Raw genomic sequence first — 17,263 nt, forward strand, 5'->3', positions numbered from 1 at the left:
TTATTTTTTCTTTAGTTTAAGAACAATTTCCTCGTCTGGTGTAACATAAACGGTCTGCTGATTATCATAGATAACAAAACCAGGCTTTGCTCCGTTCGGTTTTTTTACAAAACGTACCTTTGTAAAATCGACAGGCACTGAGCTAGAGTTTCGAGCTTTACTATAATAAGCAGCTAAATTTGCTGCTTCATGAATCGTCTCCTCAATTGGTTCTTTACTGCGAATAACAACGTGGGAACCAGGAATGTCTTTTGTATGAAGCCAGATTTCATCTCTTGCAGCAAGTTTATTGGTTAAATAATCATTTTGCTTGTTATTTTTTCCAACAATAATTTCAGTACCATTTGAGGAAAGGTAATGGTCTAAAATCGGTTTGGCATTAGACATTTTTTTTGCATTTCGTTTTTGACGACTGCGGATATATCCGCCTTCTATAAGTTCTTCACGAATTTCTTGAATGTCCTTAGGGGAGGCAGACTGCACTTGTTGAAGTAGATTCTCAAAGTAAATGACCTCCTCGCGTGCCTTTTCAATCTGTTCAATTACGATGGAAACAGAATTTTTTGCTTTCTGATATTTAGAAAAATACTTTTGTGCATTTTCCGAAGGAGTCCTTCTCGGATCTAGTGTGATGGCAACTGTCCCGCCGTTTTCGTCATAATAATCCATGACTTCAATCTCGTGCATTCCTTTTTTAGCCGCATAAAGATTGGCAGTCAACAGCTCACCAAAACGCTGAAGCTGATCTGCTTTCTCTGCTTCTTTTAAAGTATCCTCCAATTTTTCAATCTTCTTTTCATTCTTCTCTTTTTCATTGATGATTAACCGCTCAATATCATTTCCTTGCTGCTTAACCCTGTCCCGTTCTGCCTTTCCAAAATAAAAGCGATCGAGCATTTCGCTAATAGTTAAGAAGCTTTTGATTTCTCCGTTGACATGTTCCAGCGGAAAAAGGTAGTACACTTCTTTATTTTCGGTTGACATGATGGATGGTTTCAACTCTCCATTTGCAATCCTTTGTATCATTAGAATGAATGTTTTTGGGACCGTTGTTCGATTGGCAATCCCACTTTGGTAAATGACTTCTTTTGCAAATAGAGGAGATGTTCCAGCAAATTGCTCAACGATTTGCCGATCAAGCTTACCGCTATTAAAATCAATTTTCCTCAATAAATCCTCTTCTACTGCAGAGAATGGATTTTGTTTGTTTTGTTCTGGCGGGTATATATAGGGCTGACCTGGTAATATCGCTCGGTGACTGTTAACGGCAAACGAAACATGCTTAACGCTGTCGAGAATAATGTTGCGGGTTTTATCTACTAGAACGATGTTACTGTGCCTGCCCATTATTTCAATAATTAATTGTTTGTAGCTAACATCACCGATTTCATTTCGACCTTTTATCTCAAAAATAATCATCCGATCATTTTCGACCTGATATACATCCTCTAATATATATCCTTCAATATGCTTTCTTAGCAGCATACAAAACATTGGCGGTTCACTGGGATTCTCATAAGCTTCATTCGTAAGCTGTACCCTGGCATAGCTAGGGTGTGCAGAAAATAATAATTTTTGATTTACTCCATTTGCACGAATAGTTAGAATAACTTCATTTTTATAAGGCTGATGAACTTTATTAATTCGTCCACCCTTTAAGGTACTCGCGAGTTCAGCAACAATTGCTTTTGTAAATAAACCATCAAATGACATGGAAAACATCCTTTACTTCAAACATATTTATTCCCTTAGTATAGCTTACAAGGATAAAGTATGTCTCATTTTATCTTGTTCATAGAGTAATCATAACTTGTCTTAATTATCATAGCATTTTTTTGGACGAGTCTGAATAAACATTCTTTAGAGCTAGTCTCAATGAAAAAAGGAGAAAGTGAGATGGTCGGATGAAATTTCATGAGATGGAGATCAATCAAGTAGAAAAGACCTTAGATACCGACTTTTCTGCTGGGTTATCTACAGAAACAGTAAAGAAACGAATAGCCAAACATGGACTAAATGAACTTGTGGAAGGGGAAAAGCAATCTGCTTTACTCTTATTTTTTAGTCAGTTTAAAGATTTTATGGTTTTAGTGCTGCTTGCAGCCACATTATTATCAGGATTACTTGGTGAGTATATTGATGCGGTAGCGATTATCGCTATTGTCATTATTAATGGTTTCCTAGGCTTTTTTCAAGAAAGAAGAGCAGAGAAATCATTACAGGCGCTAAAAGAATTATCCGCTCCACAGGTTTCTGCCTTACGTGAAGGACAGTGGGTGAAAATCCCTTCTAAGGAAATTGTTGTCGGCGATATTATAAAATTTTCTAGCGGAGACAGAATTGGAGCGGATGTAAGGATTATTGAATCCAGAAGCTTAGAAATCGAAGAGTCCGCTCTCACTGGCGAGTCTGTTCCAGTTTCAAAGCATACGGATGGCTTAAAGACAATGAACCCTGGAATCGGGGACATGGAGAATATTGCTTTTATGGGTACCATGATTACTAGAGGAAGCGGGGTAGGAGTAGTCATTGCAACAGGCATGAAAACAGCGATGGGGCAAATAGCAGACTTACTGCAAAATGCAGAAACCCAGGATACTCCTTTGCAACGTCGTTTGGAACAGCTGGGTAAAATTCTAATAACCGTTGCTTTAGTATTAACCGTTCTTGTTGTTGCGATTGGTGTCCTACAGGGACACGAACTTTATACGATGTTTCTAGCAGGTGTTTCACTGGCTGTTGCGGCTATACCAGAGGGATTGCCGGCAATCGTTACTGTTGCATTGTCGCTCGGGGTCCAAAAAATGATTAAGAAAAACGCCATTGTCAGGAAGCTGCCAGCAGTAGAAACATTAGGCTGTGCTTCTGTTATTTGTTCTGATAAAACAGGGACATTGACGCAAAACAAAATGACAGTTACCCACTTATGGAGCGGTGGCAATACTTGGACAGTTGATGGCGTTGGCTATCAACCAATGGGAGATTTTTACCGCGACAATACTCGTATACATCCAAAAGAAGAGAAAGCTTTGCAGCAAATGCTGGTTTTTGGGATGATTTGTAATCATTCAGATTTAGTCATTAAGGATGAAGACTACATTCTTGACGGAGATCCAACAGAAGGAGCATTACTCGTTAGTGCGATGAAGGCTGGGTTGGACCGTTCAAATTTATTAGATGAGTTCACAATCATCAAGGAATTTCCGTTTGATTCTGTCAGAAAAATGATGAGTATGCACGTTAAAGATAAACAAGGCAGGAATTTTATTGTTACCAAAGGTGCACCAGATGTGATAATAGGGAAGAGTGAATCAATCCTCTGGGATGGCAAAACACAATATCTTGGCCAGAAAGTCCAGAGTCAGGTGCAAGAGGCCATCAATCATCTTGCATCAAAAGCGCTTAGAACCATTGCAATAGCCTTTAAACCTGTTCCAGAGAATACAATTATCCTTAGCGAACAGGAAGCCGAGAAGAAATTAACGTTTATTGGTGTTCAAGGGATGATTGATCCGCCAAGACCAGAAGTGAAAGACGCCGTGAAAGAATGTAAGGAGGCAGGAATAAAAACGATCATGATAACGGGTGATCATGTCATTACTGCGAAAGCCATTGCGGCCGAACTCGGAATTTTAACCAAAAAAAGCAAGGTTCTCGATGGTAATGCTTTATCAACAATGTCGATTGATGAGCTTGAAGATGTAGTAGATGAAGTATCCGTATTTGCTCGTGTTTCACCCGAGCATAAATTGAAAATCGTCAAGGCATTACAAAATAGAGGGCATATTGTAGCGATGACAGGTGATGGAATAAACGATGCACCAGCCATAAAAGCTGCAGATATCGGTGTTGCAATGGGGATTACAGGAACAGACGTAGCCAAAGAAGCATCTTCTCTTGTTTTACTTGATGATAATTTTGCAACCATAAAAGCAGCAATTAAAGAAGGCAGAAATATCTATGAAAATATTCGAAAATTTGTCCGCTACCTACTTGCTTCAAACGTAGGGGAAATTTTAGTTATGTTATTTGCGATGATTTTAGCGCTGCCGCTTCCACTCGTTCCGATTCAAATTCTTTGGGTAAATTTAGTGACCGATGGTTTACCTGCAATGGCTTTAGGACTAGACCGGCCTGAAGAGGATGTAATGAGGCGCAAACCACGTAGTCCTAATGAAGGTGTCTTTGCCAGAGGGTTAGGCTGGAAAGTAGTCTCACGGGGTTTTCTTATTGGAATCGTAACGCTGTTTGCCTTTATCATTGTTTATGATCAGAATCCGGCTAATCTTGAATATGCACAAACAATCGCTTTTGCAACGCTAGTTATGGCACAGCTTATTCACGTATTTGATTGTAGAAGTGAAAAGTCTGTCTTATCAAGAAACCCATTTGGGAATCAATACCTTGTTTGGGCAGTAATTTCATCACTTGCGCTGATGATTGTAGTGATCTACTACCCGCCTTTCCAACCAATATTTCATACCTTGCCAATCCTAGCAAAAGACTGGCTATTGATTATTGGACTATCATCCATTCCAACTTTTTTACTAGCCGGATCATTTTTGTTAAGAAAAACAAAATAAAGTGTGTTATAATCCAAAAGGTAGTAGAGATGACTCTATTACCTTTTGTTAGTTACCAGAATAATACAATATACTATACATAACATAATTGCTCATCTTCAATAGATTGGAGTGTACTTAATGGTTATAAGTATGACGGGCTTTGGGAGAAGCAGGATTGTTTCAGCCTCTTTTTCTGTAAATGTAGAAGTAAAAACAGTCAACCATCGTTTTAATGAAATAAATGTTCGGATGCCTAGACAGCTATTAAAGATTGAAGATAAGATTAAGAAAAAATTGAATGAGCATCTCCGTCGTGGCAGAGCAGAAGTTTATATAATGATAGAAGGGGATGGTACGGTTACAAGAAAAATCCAGGTTGATTGGAAACTGCTTGAAGAGTACTACATGATTATCAATCAAACACGCGAAAAATTCAATATTGAAGGAAATCTATCACTTCAAGATGTATTGTCACGCCAGGAATTTTTACATATCGAAGAAATGGATGCAGGCACCGAAGAATTAGAAAATTTAGTCCTTAGAGCAACAGAGGAAGCAGTTTTACAATGTAAACAAATGCGAGTAACAGAAGGAGTAGAGCTAAGCAAGGATCTACATACTTCTATACAACAATTAGATACAAATATTGATGAAGTAAAAGAAATTGCTCCATTTGTTGTTTCAGCCTATAGAGAACGGTTAATGAAAAAAATAGCGGAACTCGTCCAGGGACAATTTGATGAAACGCGCGTATTGACCGAAGTGGCATTATTCTCTGATAAAATTGATATTAATGAAGAATTAACGAGGTTAAAAAGCCATGTACAGCAATTTAACCAAACATTAAACGACCAAGAGCCAATTGGAAGAAAGCTTGATTTTCTTGTACAAGAAATGAATAGAGAAGCGAATACAATTGGTTCAAAAGCAAATGACTCAACGATTACTAAAAAAGTAGTAGATATTAAAAGTTTGCTTGAGAAGCTGAAAGAACAAGTTCAAAACATTGAATAAATGTGTTTAGGAATTGTTAGACACGGCAAAAATATATTATTGATGATTGGATGATAATCATGTCGATTAAGTTGATTAATATTGGATTTGGAAATATCGTATCTGCCAATCGGATCATTTCAATTGTAAGCCCTGAATCTGCACCGATAAAAAGGATTATCCAAGATGCACGAGATCGGGGATCATTGATTGATGCTACATACGGAAGACGTACACGTGCAGTAATTGTCATGGATAGTGACCATGTTATTCTTTCTGCTGTACAACCTGAAACGGTCGCCCATCGACTGGCAGACCGTGATGAAATTATGGATGAAGGGTAGGATTATAGAAAATGCAGGAAAAAGGATTGCTTATCGTATTTTCTGGTCCATCAGGTGTCGGAAAAGGAACCGTTAGAAAAGAAATATTTTCTCATCCTGACACGGCTTTTGAGTACTCAATATCAGCAACAACCCGCGCGCCTCGTCCAGGTGAAGTTAATGGGGTAGATTACTTCTTTAAGTCACGAGAAGAATTCGAAACTTTAATTGAACAAGGGAAACTTTTAGAGTATGCAGAGTTCGTCGGTAATTATTACGGTACACCTGTGGATTATGTCCGTGAAACCTTAGACGCTGGGAAAGATGTTTTCTTAGAAATCGAAGTAAAGGGTGCACGACAAGTTAGGGAAAAGTTTCCGGAAGGTTTATTTATCTTCCTGATGCCCCCAAGTCTGTCCGAGTTAAAGAATCGGATCGTTACTAGGGGAACTGAAACAGAAGAGTTAATCAATAATCGGATGTTATCTGCACGTGAGGAAATTGAAATGATGGAATTATATGATTATGTCGTAGAAAATGATCAAGTAGAAATGGCTTGTGAACGGGTAAAAGCTATTGTTGTTGCTGAACATTGTCGCAGAGAACGTGTGGAATACAGATATAAAAAATTACTGGAGGTTGAATAAATGTTATATCCTTCTATTGATTCATTACTTAATAAAATAGATTCAAAATACTCGCTTGTTTCGGTTGCAGCTAAACGTGCCAGATCCATGCAGCAAACAAAGGATGAAAGATTACCAAAATATGTTTCCTATAAGCATGTAGGCAAGGCTCTGGAAGAAATATACAGTGGGGAGCTAACCTATCGGGTTCCTAAGAAATCAGAAACAGGTGCTATTTACGGAAAAGACAGCTCAATAGGCAAGTAATAATCAGAAAGGTCTGACAGCAGCAGGATGTCAGCCTTTTTATTTTTCCAATTTAAAAGACATTTTTGTCGAAAAAGAGCTGTAAAAGATGAAAAAATCATGTAATTCTAGCATAATAAAAGAATAGATACTGATGGATTAGAAGTGGGGGATATTTGACGATGAATAAAAAGATATTATTGTGTGTAACAGGTGGAATAGCTGTTTATAAAGCAGCTGCATTAACAAGCAAACTTGTTCAAGCAGGTGCAATGGTCAAAGTAATACTAAGTGATTCTGCAGCAAAGTTTGTTCCCCCTTTAACTTTTCAGGCACTTTCCCGCAATGAAGTATATACGGACACCTTCGATGAAAAAAATCCGACTGTGATTGCTCACATTGATTTAGCTGATTGGGCAGATTTAATCGTAGTTGCACCTGCAACAGCAAATACGATTGCAAAGCTTGCAAATGGTATTGCTGACAATATGATTACAACTACCTTACTTGCAGCAACTGCTCCAGTTTGGATTGCTCCCGCCATGAATGTTCATATGTATGACCATCCCGCGGTGAAAAAGAATATTGCAACTTTGTCATCATACCATTATCAATTTATTGAACCAAGTGAAGGCTATCTGGCTTGTGGCTATGTTGGAAAGGGTCGTTTAGAGGAACCTGAGAAAATTGTTGAATTGATAAAACAACATTTTTTGAAAAAAAACTCCTTGAAGCTTAAAGGGAAAAATGTCCTAATCACAGCTGGTCCTACAAGAGAAAAAATTGACCCCGTCCGTTTTATCACCAATCATTCCTCTGGGAAAATGGGATACGCCTTAGCCGAAGCTGCGAAGAATGCAGGAGCAAGGGTCATTTTGATTTCTGGACCTGTCCATTTATCTCCACCATCCGGTGTGGAGTTAATTGAGATTGAGAGTGCGGATGAGATGTATCGCGCAGTGATGAACAACTATGACAATGCCGACATTATTATAAAAACTGCTGCAGTTGCGGATTATCGCCCTAAGGTTTCCTTTGACCATAAAATGAAAAAACAGCCAGGGGACCAAGTAATTGAACTTGAACGAACAAAGGATATTTTGTTTGAGCTGGGGACATTGAAGAAGGAGCAGATTCTAGTTGGGTTTGCTGCTGAAACCGAAAATGTTGACGAATATGCGAGAAAAAAATTACAGACTAAAAATGCCGATATGATTGTAGCTAATAATGTAAAATCACCGGGCGCTGGATTTGGAATGGATACAAATATTGTAACGTTAATAAAACGAGATGGCAGTAAAATAGAGCTGCCGCTAATGTCAAAAAAAGAAGTTGCTGAAAAAATTATCGAAGAAATAGCTGCTTTACCAAAGGATTTGGAACAAGAATGAAAATTGCCAGTGTTATTGTGGATGTGCCAGCCAAACAAACAGATAGATCGTTTGATTATTTAATTCCAGCTGAATGGATCGATACCATTCAACCTGGAATGAGAGTGATTGTTCCATTTGGTCCTAGGAAAATCCAAGGATTTGTAACCGAGATAAAAGCTGAATCAGAATTTAAAAAGCTTCGTGAAATCTGTGAGCCGATGGACTTAAAACCCGTTCTTAACCAAGAGTTACTAGAAATTGGCAATTGGCTGACTGAAAATACTTTGTGCTTCAAAATTAATGCCTTTCAGGCGATGCTGCCTGCAGCCTTGAAAGCGAAATATGAAAAGAAAGTAAAGCTGTCTTTGGGTGTAAAGGCAACTGAATTGCCAATAGAGCTTCAAGAACTTTTTAAGAATGAGGATGCAATACTTTGGGATGATGCCTTGAAGTTGGGGCTAGTTCCAATGCTCCAACGAGAAGCATCCAAAGGCCATTTAGAAGTGATTCATATTGTTAAAGGAAAGTTAAAGAAAAAGTTTTTAAAGGTGGTTACTCCGCTTCTCCCTTCTGCGGACTTAGAAGAAGAACTCAATAACTTACCAGTAAGAGCTGAAAAACAAAAAGAAGTATTAAGGTATTTTGTTAAGAATCCAGAACCTATTGAACTTAGACATTTGTTAACGGTCTTAAACATCTCAGCAGCAACCGTTAAAGTTCTGGTAGAAAAGGGACTTCTTTCGGAACAGGACATGGAAACTTATCGTGATCCTTATGAAAATCGGTCTTTTACTCGCACGGAACCCTTACCTTTAACCGCTGACCAGCAAAGAGCAATTGAACCAATTCTAGATTCAATTGAAAATAAACTCCATCATGTTTTTTTACTTTATGGTGTTACAGGCAGTGGAAAAACAGAAATATACCTGCAATCTATTCAGGATGTAATTGAAAAAGGCAGAGAAGCGATTGTCCTTGTTCCAGAAATCGCACTAACACCACAAATGGTAAATCGTTTTAAGGGTCGGTTCGGCAACTTAGTAGCTGTTATGCACAGTGGACTTTCAGCTGGTGAAAAATATGATGAATGGCGGAAAATTCAGCGGAAAGAAGTTAAAGTTGTCGTTGGTGCCAGATCTGCGATTTTTGCTCCTTTTGAAAACCTGGGCATTATTATTATCGATGAAGAACATGAAACAAGTTACAAACAGGAAGAAATGCCGCGCTATCATGCACGAGAGGTAGCAATTGAACGGGCACAAAAAAACAACTGTCCAGTCGTACTCGGGAGTGCTACACCAGCGCTTGAGTCATTTGCTAGAGCTCAAAAAGGGGTGTACAAACTGTTATCTCTTCCAAATCGGATGAATCAGCGAGCACTTCCTGCGGTAGAGATTGTTGATATGCGTGAAGAACTTAGAGCTGGGAATCGCTCCATGTTTTCGAGAAAGTTATTTGAATTGCTGAAAGAAAGAATCGAAAGAAAAGAACAGTCTGTATTATTTTTGAATAAACGCGGTCATTCTTCATTTGTTATGTGCAGGGATTGTGGGTATGTAATGAATTGCCCAAATTGCGATATCTCTTTAACCTATCATAGGGTTAGAGAACAAATGAAATGTCATTATTGCGGTTACGATAGTCATGTCCCTAATCAATGCCCTGAGTGCTCAAGTGATTATATCCGCTATTTTGGTACGGGCACACAAAAGGTTGAGGATGAGCTTGGTAAAATTCTTCCAGAGGCTAAAGTGGTTCGTATGGATGTGGATACAACGGGACAAAAGGGCTCGCATGAAAGACTGTTAAAGGAATTTCATGAAGGTAAAGCAGATATTCTTTTAGGGACCCAGATGATTGCAAAAGGTTTAGACTTTCCGAACATAACACTTGTTGGAGTTTTGTCAGCAGATACAATGCTTCATTTACCAGATTTCCGGTCATCGGAAAAAACGTTTCAATTATTAACACAAGTTAGTGGAAGGGCAGGACGCCATGAGTTACCTGGTGAAGTCATTATCCAAACCTATACACCTGAACATTATAGTGTAGAACTGGCTGGAACACAGGATTTTGACCTTTTCTATAATCGTGAAATGATGATGAGAAAAGCTCATCACTATCCTCCCTTTTATTATTTGGCATTAATCACCATTAGCCATGAACAGTTAATGAATGTGGTATCGGCAACAGAAAAAATTGCAGCCTTTGTAAGGTCTCGCCTTTCAAATCAAGCCGTTGTCCTAGGACCTGCTGCATCACCAATACCTCGAATAAAAAATCGATACCGCTATCATTGTTTAATTAAATATAAGCGAGAACCTGAACTTACTAAGACGTTAAAAACTATTCTTGACCAGTATCAGGCCGATCCGAAAAGTGGATTACTTGTTTCCATTGACGTGAACCCGTTCATATTAATGTAAAGTACCCAAAAAACCTTGATATAAAAGGTTATGATAAGGTAAATTGGGTGAAAATGAATAGTAATAATATAAAAAAAGAATCGGACAACTACATCCAGATGGAGGAACACCTTGGCTATACAAAAAATCGTTACCTACCCAGCAGAAATACTTGAAAAACAATGCAGACCAGTCGAGAAATTTGATAAAAAACTGGCAAAATTACTTGATAATATGTATGACACGATGATTGAATACGACGGTGTCGGCCTGGCTGCCCCTCAAATTGGAATTGATGAAAGAATTGCAATCGTTGATATTGATAATGAGCTAGGAACGATAGAAATGATTAATCCTCGCATTATCAAAACAGCTGGCGAGCAAACGGGACCAGAAGGCTGTTTAAGTTTCCCAGATCTTTTTGGCGAAGTAACTAGACCAAATTATGTAAAGATTGAAGCATATGATCGCAAAGGTAAAAAATACTCTCTTGAAGCTGAGGAATTTCTCGCACGAGCAATCCAACATGAAATTGACCATTTAGATGGGATATTATTCACGACAAAGGTTAGTCGATATCTCACAGAAGATGAATTAAAAGGAGTAGAAATAGAATGACGAAAATCGTTTTTATGGGTACACCTGACTTTTCTGTACCTGTGTTACGAAAAATTATTGATGATGGGTACGAAGTGATTGGTGTGGTTACTCAGCCGGACAGACCAGTTGGAAGAAAGAAAATCCTTACGCCTCCACCTGTCAAGGTCGAAGCATTAAAGCACGGAATCCCAGTTTATCAACCTGAAAAAATTCGCCAAAAAGATGAAATGGAAAAAATTCTAGCTTTGAAGCCTGATTTAATCGTAACAGCTGCTTTTGGACAAATATTGCCAAATGAGATCTTAGAAGCTCCAACGTATGGGTGTATTAATGTCCATGCATCTCTTCTTCCAGAACTTCGCGGTGGAGCACCTATTCATTATGCCCTCATCCAAGGAAAGAAGAAAACAGGTATAACCATAATGTACATGGTAGAAAAGCTTGATGCAGGTGATATCTTAACACAGGCAGAGGTTGAGATTACCGAAGAGGATAATGTTGGAACTCTCCATAGTAAACTTAGTGAAGCAGGATCTGTATTATTATCTGAAACACTTCCTAAGCTACTAGAAGGTAAATTAACCTCTATCCCACAAAATAATGACGAAGCATCGTTTGCTTATAATATTAAAAGGGATCAGGAAAGAATCGACTGGTCTAAAACGGGAGAAGAAGTTTATAATCATATTCGAGGATTAAACCCTTGGCCAGTAGCTTTTACAACACTTGAGGGTCAGACATTAAAAGTATGGCAGTCTGTGAAGGTAACCGGGGTAAAAAATGAGCTCCCAGGTACGATTATAAAAAACGAATCTGATGGTATCACCGTATCAACAGGTAATGAAACAGCTATCAAGATAAAAGAACTGCAGCCAGCTGGTAAAACCAAAATGACAAGTGAGGAGTTTTACAGAGGTGCAGGTTCGAAAATCGTTGTTGGCAGCAGACTAGGAGAACCTAATGACCAATAAAAGAAAAAATGTGCGTGAAGCAGCAATGGATTTACTTGAAACAATAGAAAAGAACCAATCATATAGTAATTTATTGCTAAATAGTACGATTGAGAAAAATAAGCTGACCTCAATTGATATTGGCCTATTGACTGAATTAACCTATGGAACCTTACAAAGAAAGATGGCACTAGACTACTTTTTAAAACCGTTTATTAATAACACCAAAAAACTGGAAAATTGGGTGCTTCAATTACTACGGATTACCCTGTATCAAATGGTTTACCTTGATAAGATTCCAGACAGAGCAGCCATTTTTGAGGCAGTAGAAATTGCGAAAAAGCGTGGTCACAAGGGAATTGCTGGAATGGTAAATGGTGTACTAAGAAATATTCAGCGTCAAGGCCTCCCTTCAATGGATAAAGTTAGTGATCCAGTAGAAAGATTATCAATCGAAACGAGTCACCCAGAATGGTTAGTTACAAGATGGGTTAATCAATTTGGTTATGAAAAAACAAAAGAAATGTGTGAAGTCAACTTGACGGCTCCCCTTCAAACAGCCAGAGTTAACTTAACAAAAACGTCAGTCCGAGAATGTATTGAAGATCTTGATGAAGAAGGCTTCCAAGTTGAAAAAAGCCCGATAATTCCAGAAGCCATTAGGGCATTAAGAGGAAATTTAGCTTTTTCTAGAGCATTTAAAAAAGGTTTTATCACCATTCAAGATGAAAGTTCAATGCTAGTATCTTATGTATTAGCCGCTGATAAGAATGAAAAAATTCTCGACGCATGTGCAGCACCAGGAGGGAAAAGTACCCATATTGCTGAGAAAATGGAATTGACTGGGGTAGTGTACTCGCTTGATCTACATGAACACAAAGTGAAATTAATTAATGCTAATGCCAGCCGTTTAGGTTTGGGTAACATAAAGACAATGGTAATGGATTCAAGACATGCCGGAGACCATTTAGAAAAAGAATCTTTTGATAGAGTTTTGCTGGACGCTCCTTGTTCAGGACTTGGAGTCATGAGACGAAAGCCAGATATGAAATACACAAAAAAAGAGCAAGATATTTATCAATTAAGTACGATTCAGCAGAATTTACTAGACGCCGTCTCACCATTAGTGAAAAAGGGTGGAATTCTTGTCTACAGTACGTGTACAGTAGATAAAGAGGAAAATGAAAATGCTGTTAGCAAGTTTTTACAAGGTCATCCGGAATTTAATTTGGATAGTACGATGAAGGATAGATTGCCCGAGCCAATCCAACCGCTGGTATCAGGCGGAACTTTGCAAATTTTCCCGCAAGATTTGGGCTCGGACGGATTTTTTATCGCATGCTTAAGAAAGAAGGTGTAACAGTTGGAACAACTAAATACAACTGAGACGAACACAACATTGGAAACTAAAAAAACTTCTATTTATTCACTAGAGCTTCATGAAATCAAGGATTGGCTAGCTGCTAATGGTGAAAAACCATTCCGAGCAGAACAAATCTTTGATTGGCTATATAAAAAAAGGATCACTTCATTTGAGGACATGAATAATTTATCAAAAAGTTTACGGGAAAAACTTTCCGAGAATTTTCAAATTACTACATTAAAAACGGTAATAAAACAAACTTCCTCGGATGGTACCATTAAATTTTTGTTTGAGCTTCATGATGGTTACTCGATTGAAACGGTCTTAATGCGCCATGATTACGGTAATTCGGTTTGTGTAACAACTCAAGTTGGATGCCGCATTGGATGTACCTTTTGTGCCTCAACGCTTGGCGGTCTTAAGCGTCACTTAGAGGCAGGCGAAATTGTTTCGCAAGTTGTAACAGTGCAGCAGGCCATTGATGAAACAGATGAGCGGGTCAGCTCGGTTGTTATCATGGGGATTGGTGAACCTTTTGACAACTATGACAATATGATGTCTTTCCTCAAAATAATTAATCATGATAAAGGGCTTAACATTGGAGCACGTCATATTACGGTTTCAACAAGTGGAATTGTTCCAAAGATTTATCAATTTGCAGACGAGGATATGCAGATTAATTTTGCGATATCACTCCATGCGCCGAACACAGAAATAAGATCACGGTTAATGCCAATCAACAGGGCATATAAACTTGATGACTTAATGAAATCTGTAAGGTATTATATCGATAAGACGGGGCGTAGAATTAGCTTCGAATACGGACTCTTTGGCGGTGTAAATGATTCTGTTGAACATGCGGAAGAGTTAGCCGACCTGTTGAAGGGATTAAAATGCCATGTTAATTTAATTCCCGTTAATTATGTTCCCGAAAGAGACTATGTTCGTACCCCGAAGGATAAAATTTTTGCGTTTGAAAAAGCACTTAAAAATCGTGGTATTAATGTTACAATTCGCAGGGAGCAAGGTCACGATATTGACGCAGCATGTGGACAACTTCGTGCAAAGGAGCGAAAAGAAGAGACGAGGTGACAGCATTGAAAGCTGTATATAAGACAGACGTAGGGAGAATTCGAAAGAATAACGAAGATAGTGTTGGTATATTTATTAACAATGACGGACAGCGCCTTGCCATCGTAGCAGATGGTATGGGCGGTCACCGTGCAGGTGACGTTGCGAGCTCAATGACATTAACTGCATTAAAAGAAATGTGGGAGGAATCTGAAAGGATTCAAACCGCAGATCAAGCAGAAGAATGGTTAAAATCAAAAATAGTACAAGTAAACAGGGATTTGTTTGAACACTCAAATAATCATGCTGAATGTGAAGGAATGGGTACAACCATTGAAGCGGTGATTACAACAAATCTATTTGCAACCATCGCCCATGTAGGTGACAGTCGTTGTTATATATTAAATGAATCGGGATTTCAACAATTGACTGAAGATCATACGTTAGTTAATGAATTAGTTCGGACAGGGCAAATATCAAAAGAGGATGCCGAACATCATCCAAGAAAAAACGTTATCTTGCGCGCTCTGGGAACAGAACAGACTGTAAACATTGATATTAAAACGATTACTTTTGAAGAAGGGGACAACCTATTATTATGTTCTGACGGTCTTTCTAACAAAGTAAGTGAAGAAGAAATGGCTGAAATTCTTAAGAATGACATTAATTTAGATAAAAAGGCAGAAACACTGATTTCTTTAGCAAATGAGCATGGCGGCGAGGACAATATTTCACTTGCAATTGTGGAGTTTTCTGAATTCAGCGAGGGTGATGAATAATGTTGATAGGAAAACGTTTAAGCGGTCGATATAAAGTTTTGGAAATGATTGGCGGAGGCGGTATGGCTAACGTGTATTTAGCCCACGACATGATTCTTGACCGTGATGTTGCAGTTAAAATGCTGCGCCTTGATTTTGCAAATGATGAAGAATTTATACGCAGGTTTCGAAGAGAAGCCCAATCTGCTACAAGTTTAGCACACCCAAATATCGTAAACATTTATGATGTTGGTGAAGAAGATGATCTTTATTATATTGTGATGGAATATGTAGAAGGTCAAACATTAAAACAATACATACAACAGAATTCACCTTTACAGGTAGAAAAAACGATTGAAATCATGAAACAGCTAACATCTGCTATTACACACGCCCATCAAAACCATATTGTTCACAGGGATATCAAGCCTCAAAATATACTTGTTGACCGGTTTAGTAATGTGAAAATTACTGATTTTGGAATTGCGATGGCATTAAGTGCAACAAGCATTACCCAAACGAATTCCGTTCTGGGCTCAGTTCATTATTTGTCACCAGAACAAGCACGCGGGGGCATGGCAAATAAGAAATCTGATATCTATTCCTTAGGAATTGTCATGTTCGAATTATTAACAGGAAGACTGCCGTTCTCAGGTGAATCCGCTGTCTCCATTGCTCTGAAACATTTGCAATCGGAAACTCCCTCTGTTAGAAGATGGAACCCGACCATTCCACAAAGTGTTGAAAATATTGTTTTGAAGGCAACAGCAAAGGATTCTTTTCATCGGTATAACAGTGTAGATGAAATGGAAAATGATTTAAGAACCGCGCTTGATTCTGAGAGAATAAACGAAGCAAAATTTGCTATTCCTATTGATGATGAAGCAACAAAAGCAATACCAGTAATTACGAATGATCGTCCGTTCCAAAATCTTGACGAGACATTAGTACATAGTCAAACTAAAGGCATTGATGATGCTTCAAAAAAGGGAAAAAAACAAAAAAAACGTAAAAAGTGGCCTATTATTTTAATTTCAACCTTTTTATTGTTAGTATTGCTAGGAATATTCACCATTACAGTCTTACCAGACTTATTATCACCTAAAGATGTAAGCATACCTGATATCAGCGGGATGGAACTAGAAGAAGCAATTGCTGAATTGGAAGCATCCGGGCTTAAGGCTGGCGAGGAAGAAAAGATACCTGATGATGAAATTGAAGAGGGAAAAGTCATCAAAACAAGTCCTGAAGCTGAAAGTACGGTAAAAGAAAATACATCTGTCAAAATATTTGTAAGTTCTGGTAAGGAAATGATAGAGCTAGAAGATTATGTTGAAAAGAACTATGATGATATAAGTAGTCTATTGGAGGATCTAAACTTTAAAGACATTGATATTACTGAAGTTTTTGATGATAGTGAGGCTGGTACAATTCTTAGTCAATCGCCTGAAGGCGGGCAAGAAATAATACCGGATGAAACTATTTTAAAATTGGAAGTAAGTAAGGGTCCTGAACCGGTCGTCTTAAGAGATTTAACACAATACAGCACAAAGGGTGCACAGGAATATTTAGATTCTGTTGGGCTTAAATTTGAAATTTCAGAAGAAAAGTATGATGATTTGATTTCTAAGGGCAGCATTATTTCACAGTTACCACTGCCTAATTCGGAATTGAAAAAGGGTGACAAGGTTTCTGTTGTTATTTCAAAAGGCAAGGAAGAAAAACCGCCTAAAGATGTAACAAGAGATATCACAATTGAGTACAAACCCTTAGTACCAGGGCAAAAACAGAGAGTTCTTATTTATATTGAGGATATGAATCATAGTATGACAGAACCTGCGGAAGACTTTGAAATTACTTCTACAACAAGAGTTCCAATCACATTGAAAATTCCATTCAATGGAAAAGGCGGTTACAGAGTACAACTTGATGATAGGGTTATTGCACAAGAAACGCTTAATTATCAAGATTTAGAATAAACTTCAAGGAG

Annotated in this window: 14 protein-coding genes; 13 read left to right on the top strand and 1 reads right to left on the bottom strand. The window is 38.2% G+C overall.

All coding sequences use genetic code 11. The features are described from left to right. Positions 1-1,713, bottom strand: a complete 1,713-nt coding sequence (locus V7124_RS00665) for an Rqc2 family fibronectin-binding protein (protein WP_335485027.1) — start codon at positions 1,711-1,713, stop codon at positions 1-3. Positions 1,714-1,904: 191 nt separating this feature from the next. Here V7124_RS00665 and V7124_RS00670 point away from each other — a divergent pair, with 191 nt between their 5' ends. The 13 genes from V7124_RS00670 to pknB all read left to right on the top strand — a co-directional run bounded on the left by V7124_RS00670 (position 1,905) and on the right by pknB (position 17,252). Beyond that, positions 1,905-4,583, top strand: coding sequence for a calcium-translocating P-type ATPase, SERCA-type (locus V7124_RS00670; protein WP_335411729.1), 2,679 nt, complete (start codon positions 1,905-1,907; stop codon positions 4,581-4,583). Positions 4,584-4,703: 120 nt separating this feature from the next. Continuing rightward, on the top strand, positions 4,704-5,579 hold the full coding sequence (locus tag V7124_RS00675) for a YicC/YloC family endoribonuclease (protein ID WP_335411727.1): 876 nt from the start codon (positions 4,704-4,706) through the stop codon (positions 5,577-5,579). A 59-nt stretch (positions 5,580-5,638) separates the two neighbouring features. Further along, positions 5,639-5,902: an extracellular matrix/biofilm regulator RemA gene (gene remA, locus V7124_RS00680; protein ID WP_090758253.1), complete on the top strand. Its 264-nt coding sequence runs from the start codon at positions 5,639-5,641 to the stop codon at positions 5,900-5,902. Between the two features lie 11 nt (positions 5,903-5,913). Further along, positions 5,914-6,528, top strand: a complete 615-nt coding sequence (gene gmk, locus V7124_RS00685) for a guanylate kinase (RefSeq protein ID WP_335411723.1) — start codon at positions 5,914-5,916, stop codon at positions 6,526-6,528. Beyond that, positions 6,529-6,774: a DNA-directed RNA polymerase subunit omega gene (rpoZ, locus tag V7124_RS00690; protein WP_335411721.1), complete on the top strand. Its 246-nt coding sequence runs from the start codon at positions 6,529-6,531 to the stop codon at positions 6,772-6,774. It abuts the gene before it with no gap. 155 nt (positions 6,775-6,929) lie between these two features. After that, on the top strand, positions 6,930-8,144 hold the full coding sequence (gene coaBC, locus V7124_RS00695) for a bifunctional phosphopantothenoylcysteine decarboxylase/phosphopantothenate--cysteine ligase CoaBC (protein ID WP_335485030.1): 1,215 nt from the start codon (positions 6,930-6,932) through the stop codon (positions 8,142-8,144). Then, complete coding sequence (priA, locus tag V7124_RS00700) at positions 8,141-10,552, top strand: primosomal protein N' (RefSeq protein ID WP_335485033.1); 2,412 nt, start codon at positions 8,141-8,143, stop codon at positions 10,550-10,552. The genes coaBC and priA overlap by 4 nt, the downstream gene beginning before the upstream one ends. Before the next feature lie 111 nt (positions 10,553-10,663). Next, positions 10,664-11,149, top strand: a complete 486-nt coding sequence (def, locus tag V7124_RS00705) for a peptide deformylase (RefSeq protein WP_335485035.1) — start codon at positions 10,664-10,666, stop codon at positions 11,147-11,149. Then, a complete protein-coding gene (gene fmt / locus V7124_RS00710; RefSeq protein WP_335411712.1) occupies positions 11,146-12,102 on the top strand; it encodes a methionyl-tRNA formyltransferase in 957 nt (318 codons plus the stop codon). The genes def and fmt overlap by 4 nt, the downstream gene beginning before the upstream one ends. Beyond that, the gene (rsmB, locus tag V7124_RS00715) at positions 12,092-13,441 is read left to right on the top strand and encodes a 16S rRNA (cytosine(967)-C(5))-methyltransferase RsmB (protein ID WP_335485038.1); all 1,350 of its coding nucleotides are present in this window, start codon (positions 12,092-12,094) and stop codon (positions 13,439-13,441) included. The genes fmt and rsmB overlap by 11 nt, the downstream gene beginning before the upstream one ends. Positions 13,442-13,444: 3 nt before the next feature. After that, positions 13,445-14,536 carry a 23S rRNA (adenine(2503)-C(2))-methyltransferase RlmN gene (rlmN, locus tag V7124_RS00720; protein ID WP_335411706.1) on the top strand — a complete coding sequence of 364 codons (1,092 nt, stop codon included), beginning with the start codon at positions 13,445-13,447 and terminating at the stop codon, positions 14,534-14,536. 5 nt (positions 14,537-14,541) lie between these two features. Beyond that, the gene (locus tag V7124_RS00725) at positions 14,542-15,294 is read left to right on the top strand and encodes a Stp1/IreP family PP2C-type Ser/Thr phosphatase (protein ID WP_335485192.1); all 753 of its coding nucleotides are present in this window, start codon (positions 14,542-14,544) and stop codon (positions 15,292-15,294) included. Then, positions 15,294-17,252, top strand: coding sequence for a Stk1 family PASTA domain-containing Ser/Thr kinase (pknB, locus tag V7124_RS00730; RefSeq protein ID WP_335485041.1), 1,959 nt, complete (start codon positions 15,294-15,296; stop codon positions 17,250-17,252). Before V7124_RS00725 ends, pknB begins: the two co-directional genes overlap by 1 nt. Positions 17,253-17,263 lie beyond the last annotated feature (11 nt).

It is taken from the genome of Neobacillus niacini (assembly GCF_036961885.1).
Taxonomy (GTDB): domain Bacteria; phylum Bacillota; class Bacilli; order Bacillales; family Cytobacillaceae; genus Neobacillus; species Neobacillus niacini_H.

What these genes read in the sequence shown, in the direction of transcription:
- V7124_RS00665 (WP_335485027.1), bottom strand. Translation starts at nt 1,713, where the DNA reads ATGTCATTTGATGGTTTATTTACAAAAGCAATTGTTGCTGAACTCGCG.
- V7124_RS00670 (WP_335411729.1), top strand. Translation starts at nt 1,905, where the DNA reads ATGAAATTTCATGAGATGGAGATCAATCAAGTAGAAAAGACCTTAGAT.
- V7124_RS00675 (WP_335411727.1), top strand. Translation starts at nt 4,704, where the DNA reads ATGGTTATAAGTATGACGGGCTTTGGGAGAAGCAGGATTGTTTCAGCC.
- remA (WP_090758253.1), top strand. Translation starts at nt 5,639, where the DNA reads ATGTCGATTAAGTTGATTAATATTGGATTTGGAAATATCGTATCTGCC.
- gmk (WP_335411723.1), top strand. Translation starts at nt 5,914, where the DNA reads ATGCAGGAAAAAGGATTGCTTATCGTATTTTCTGGTCCATCAGGTGTC.
- rpoZ (WP_335411721.1), top strand. Translation starts at nt 6,529, where the DNA reads ATGTTATATCCTTCTATTGATTCATTACTTAATAAAATAGATTCAAAA.
- priA (WP_335485033.1), top strand. Translation starts at nt 8,141, where the DNA reads ATGAAAATTGCCAGTGTTATTGTGGATGTGCCAGCCAAACAAACAGAT.
- fmt (WP_335411712.1), top strand. Translation starts at nt 11,146, where the DNA reads ATGACGAAAATCGTTTTTATGGGTACACCTGACTTTTCTGTACCTGTG.
- rsmB (WP_335485038.1), top strand. Translation starts at nt 12,092, where the DNA reads ATGACCAATAAAAGAAAAAATGTGCGTGAAGCAGCAATGGATTTACTT.
- pknB (WP_335485041.1), top strand. Translation starts at nt 15,294, where the DNA reads ATGTTGATAGGAAAACGTTTAAGCGGTCGATATAAAGTTTTGGAAATG.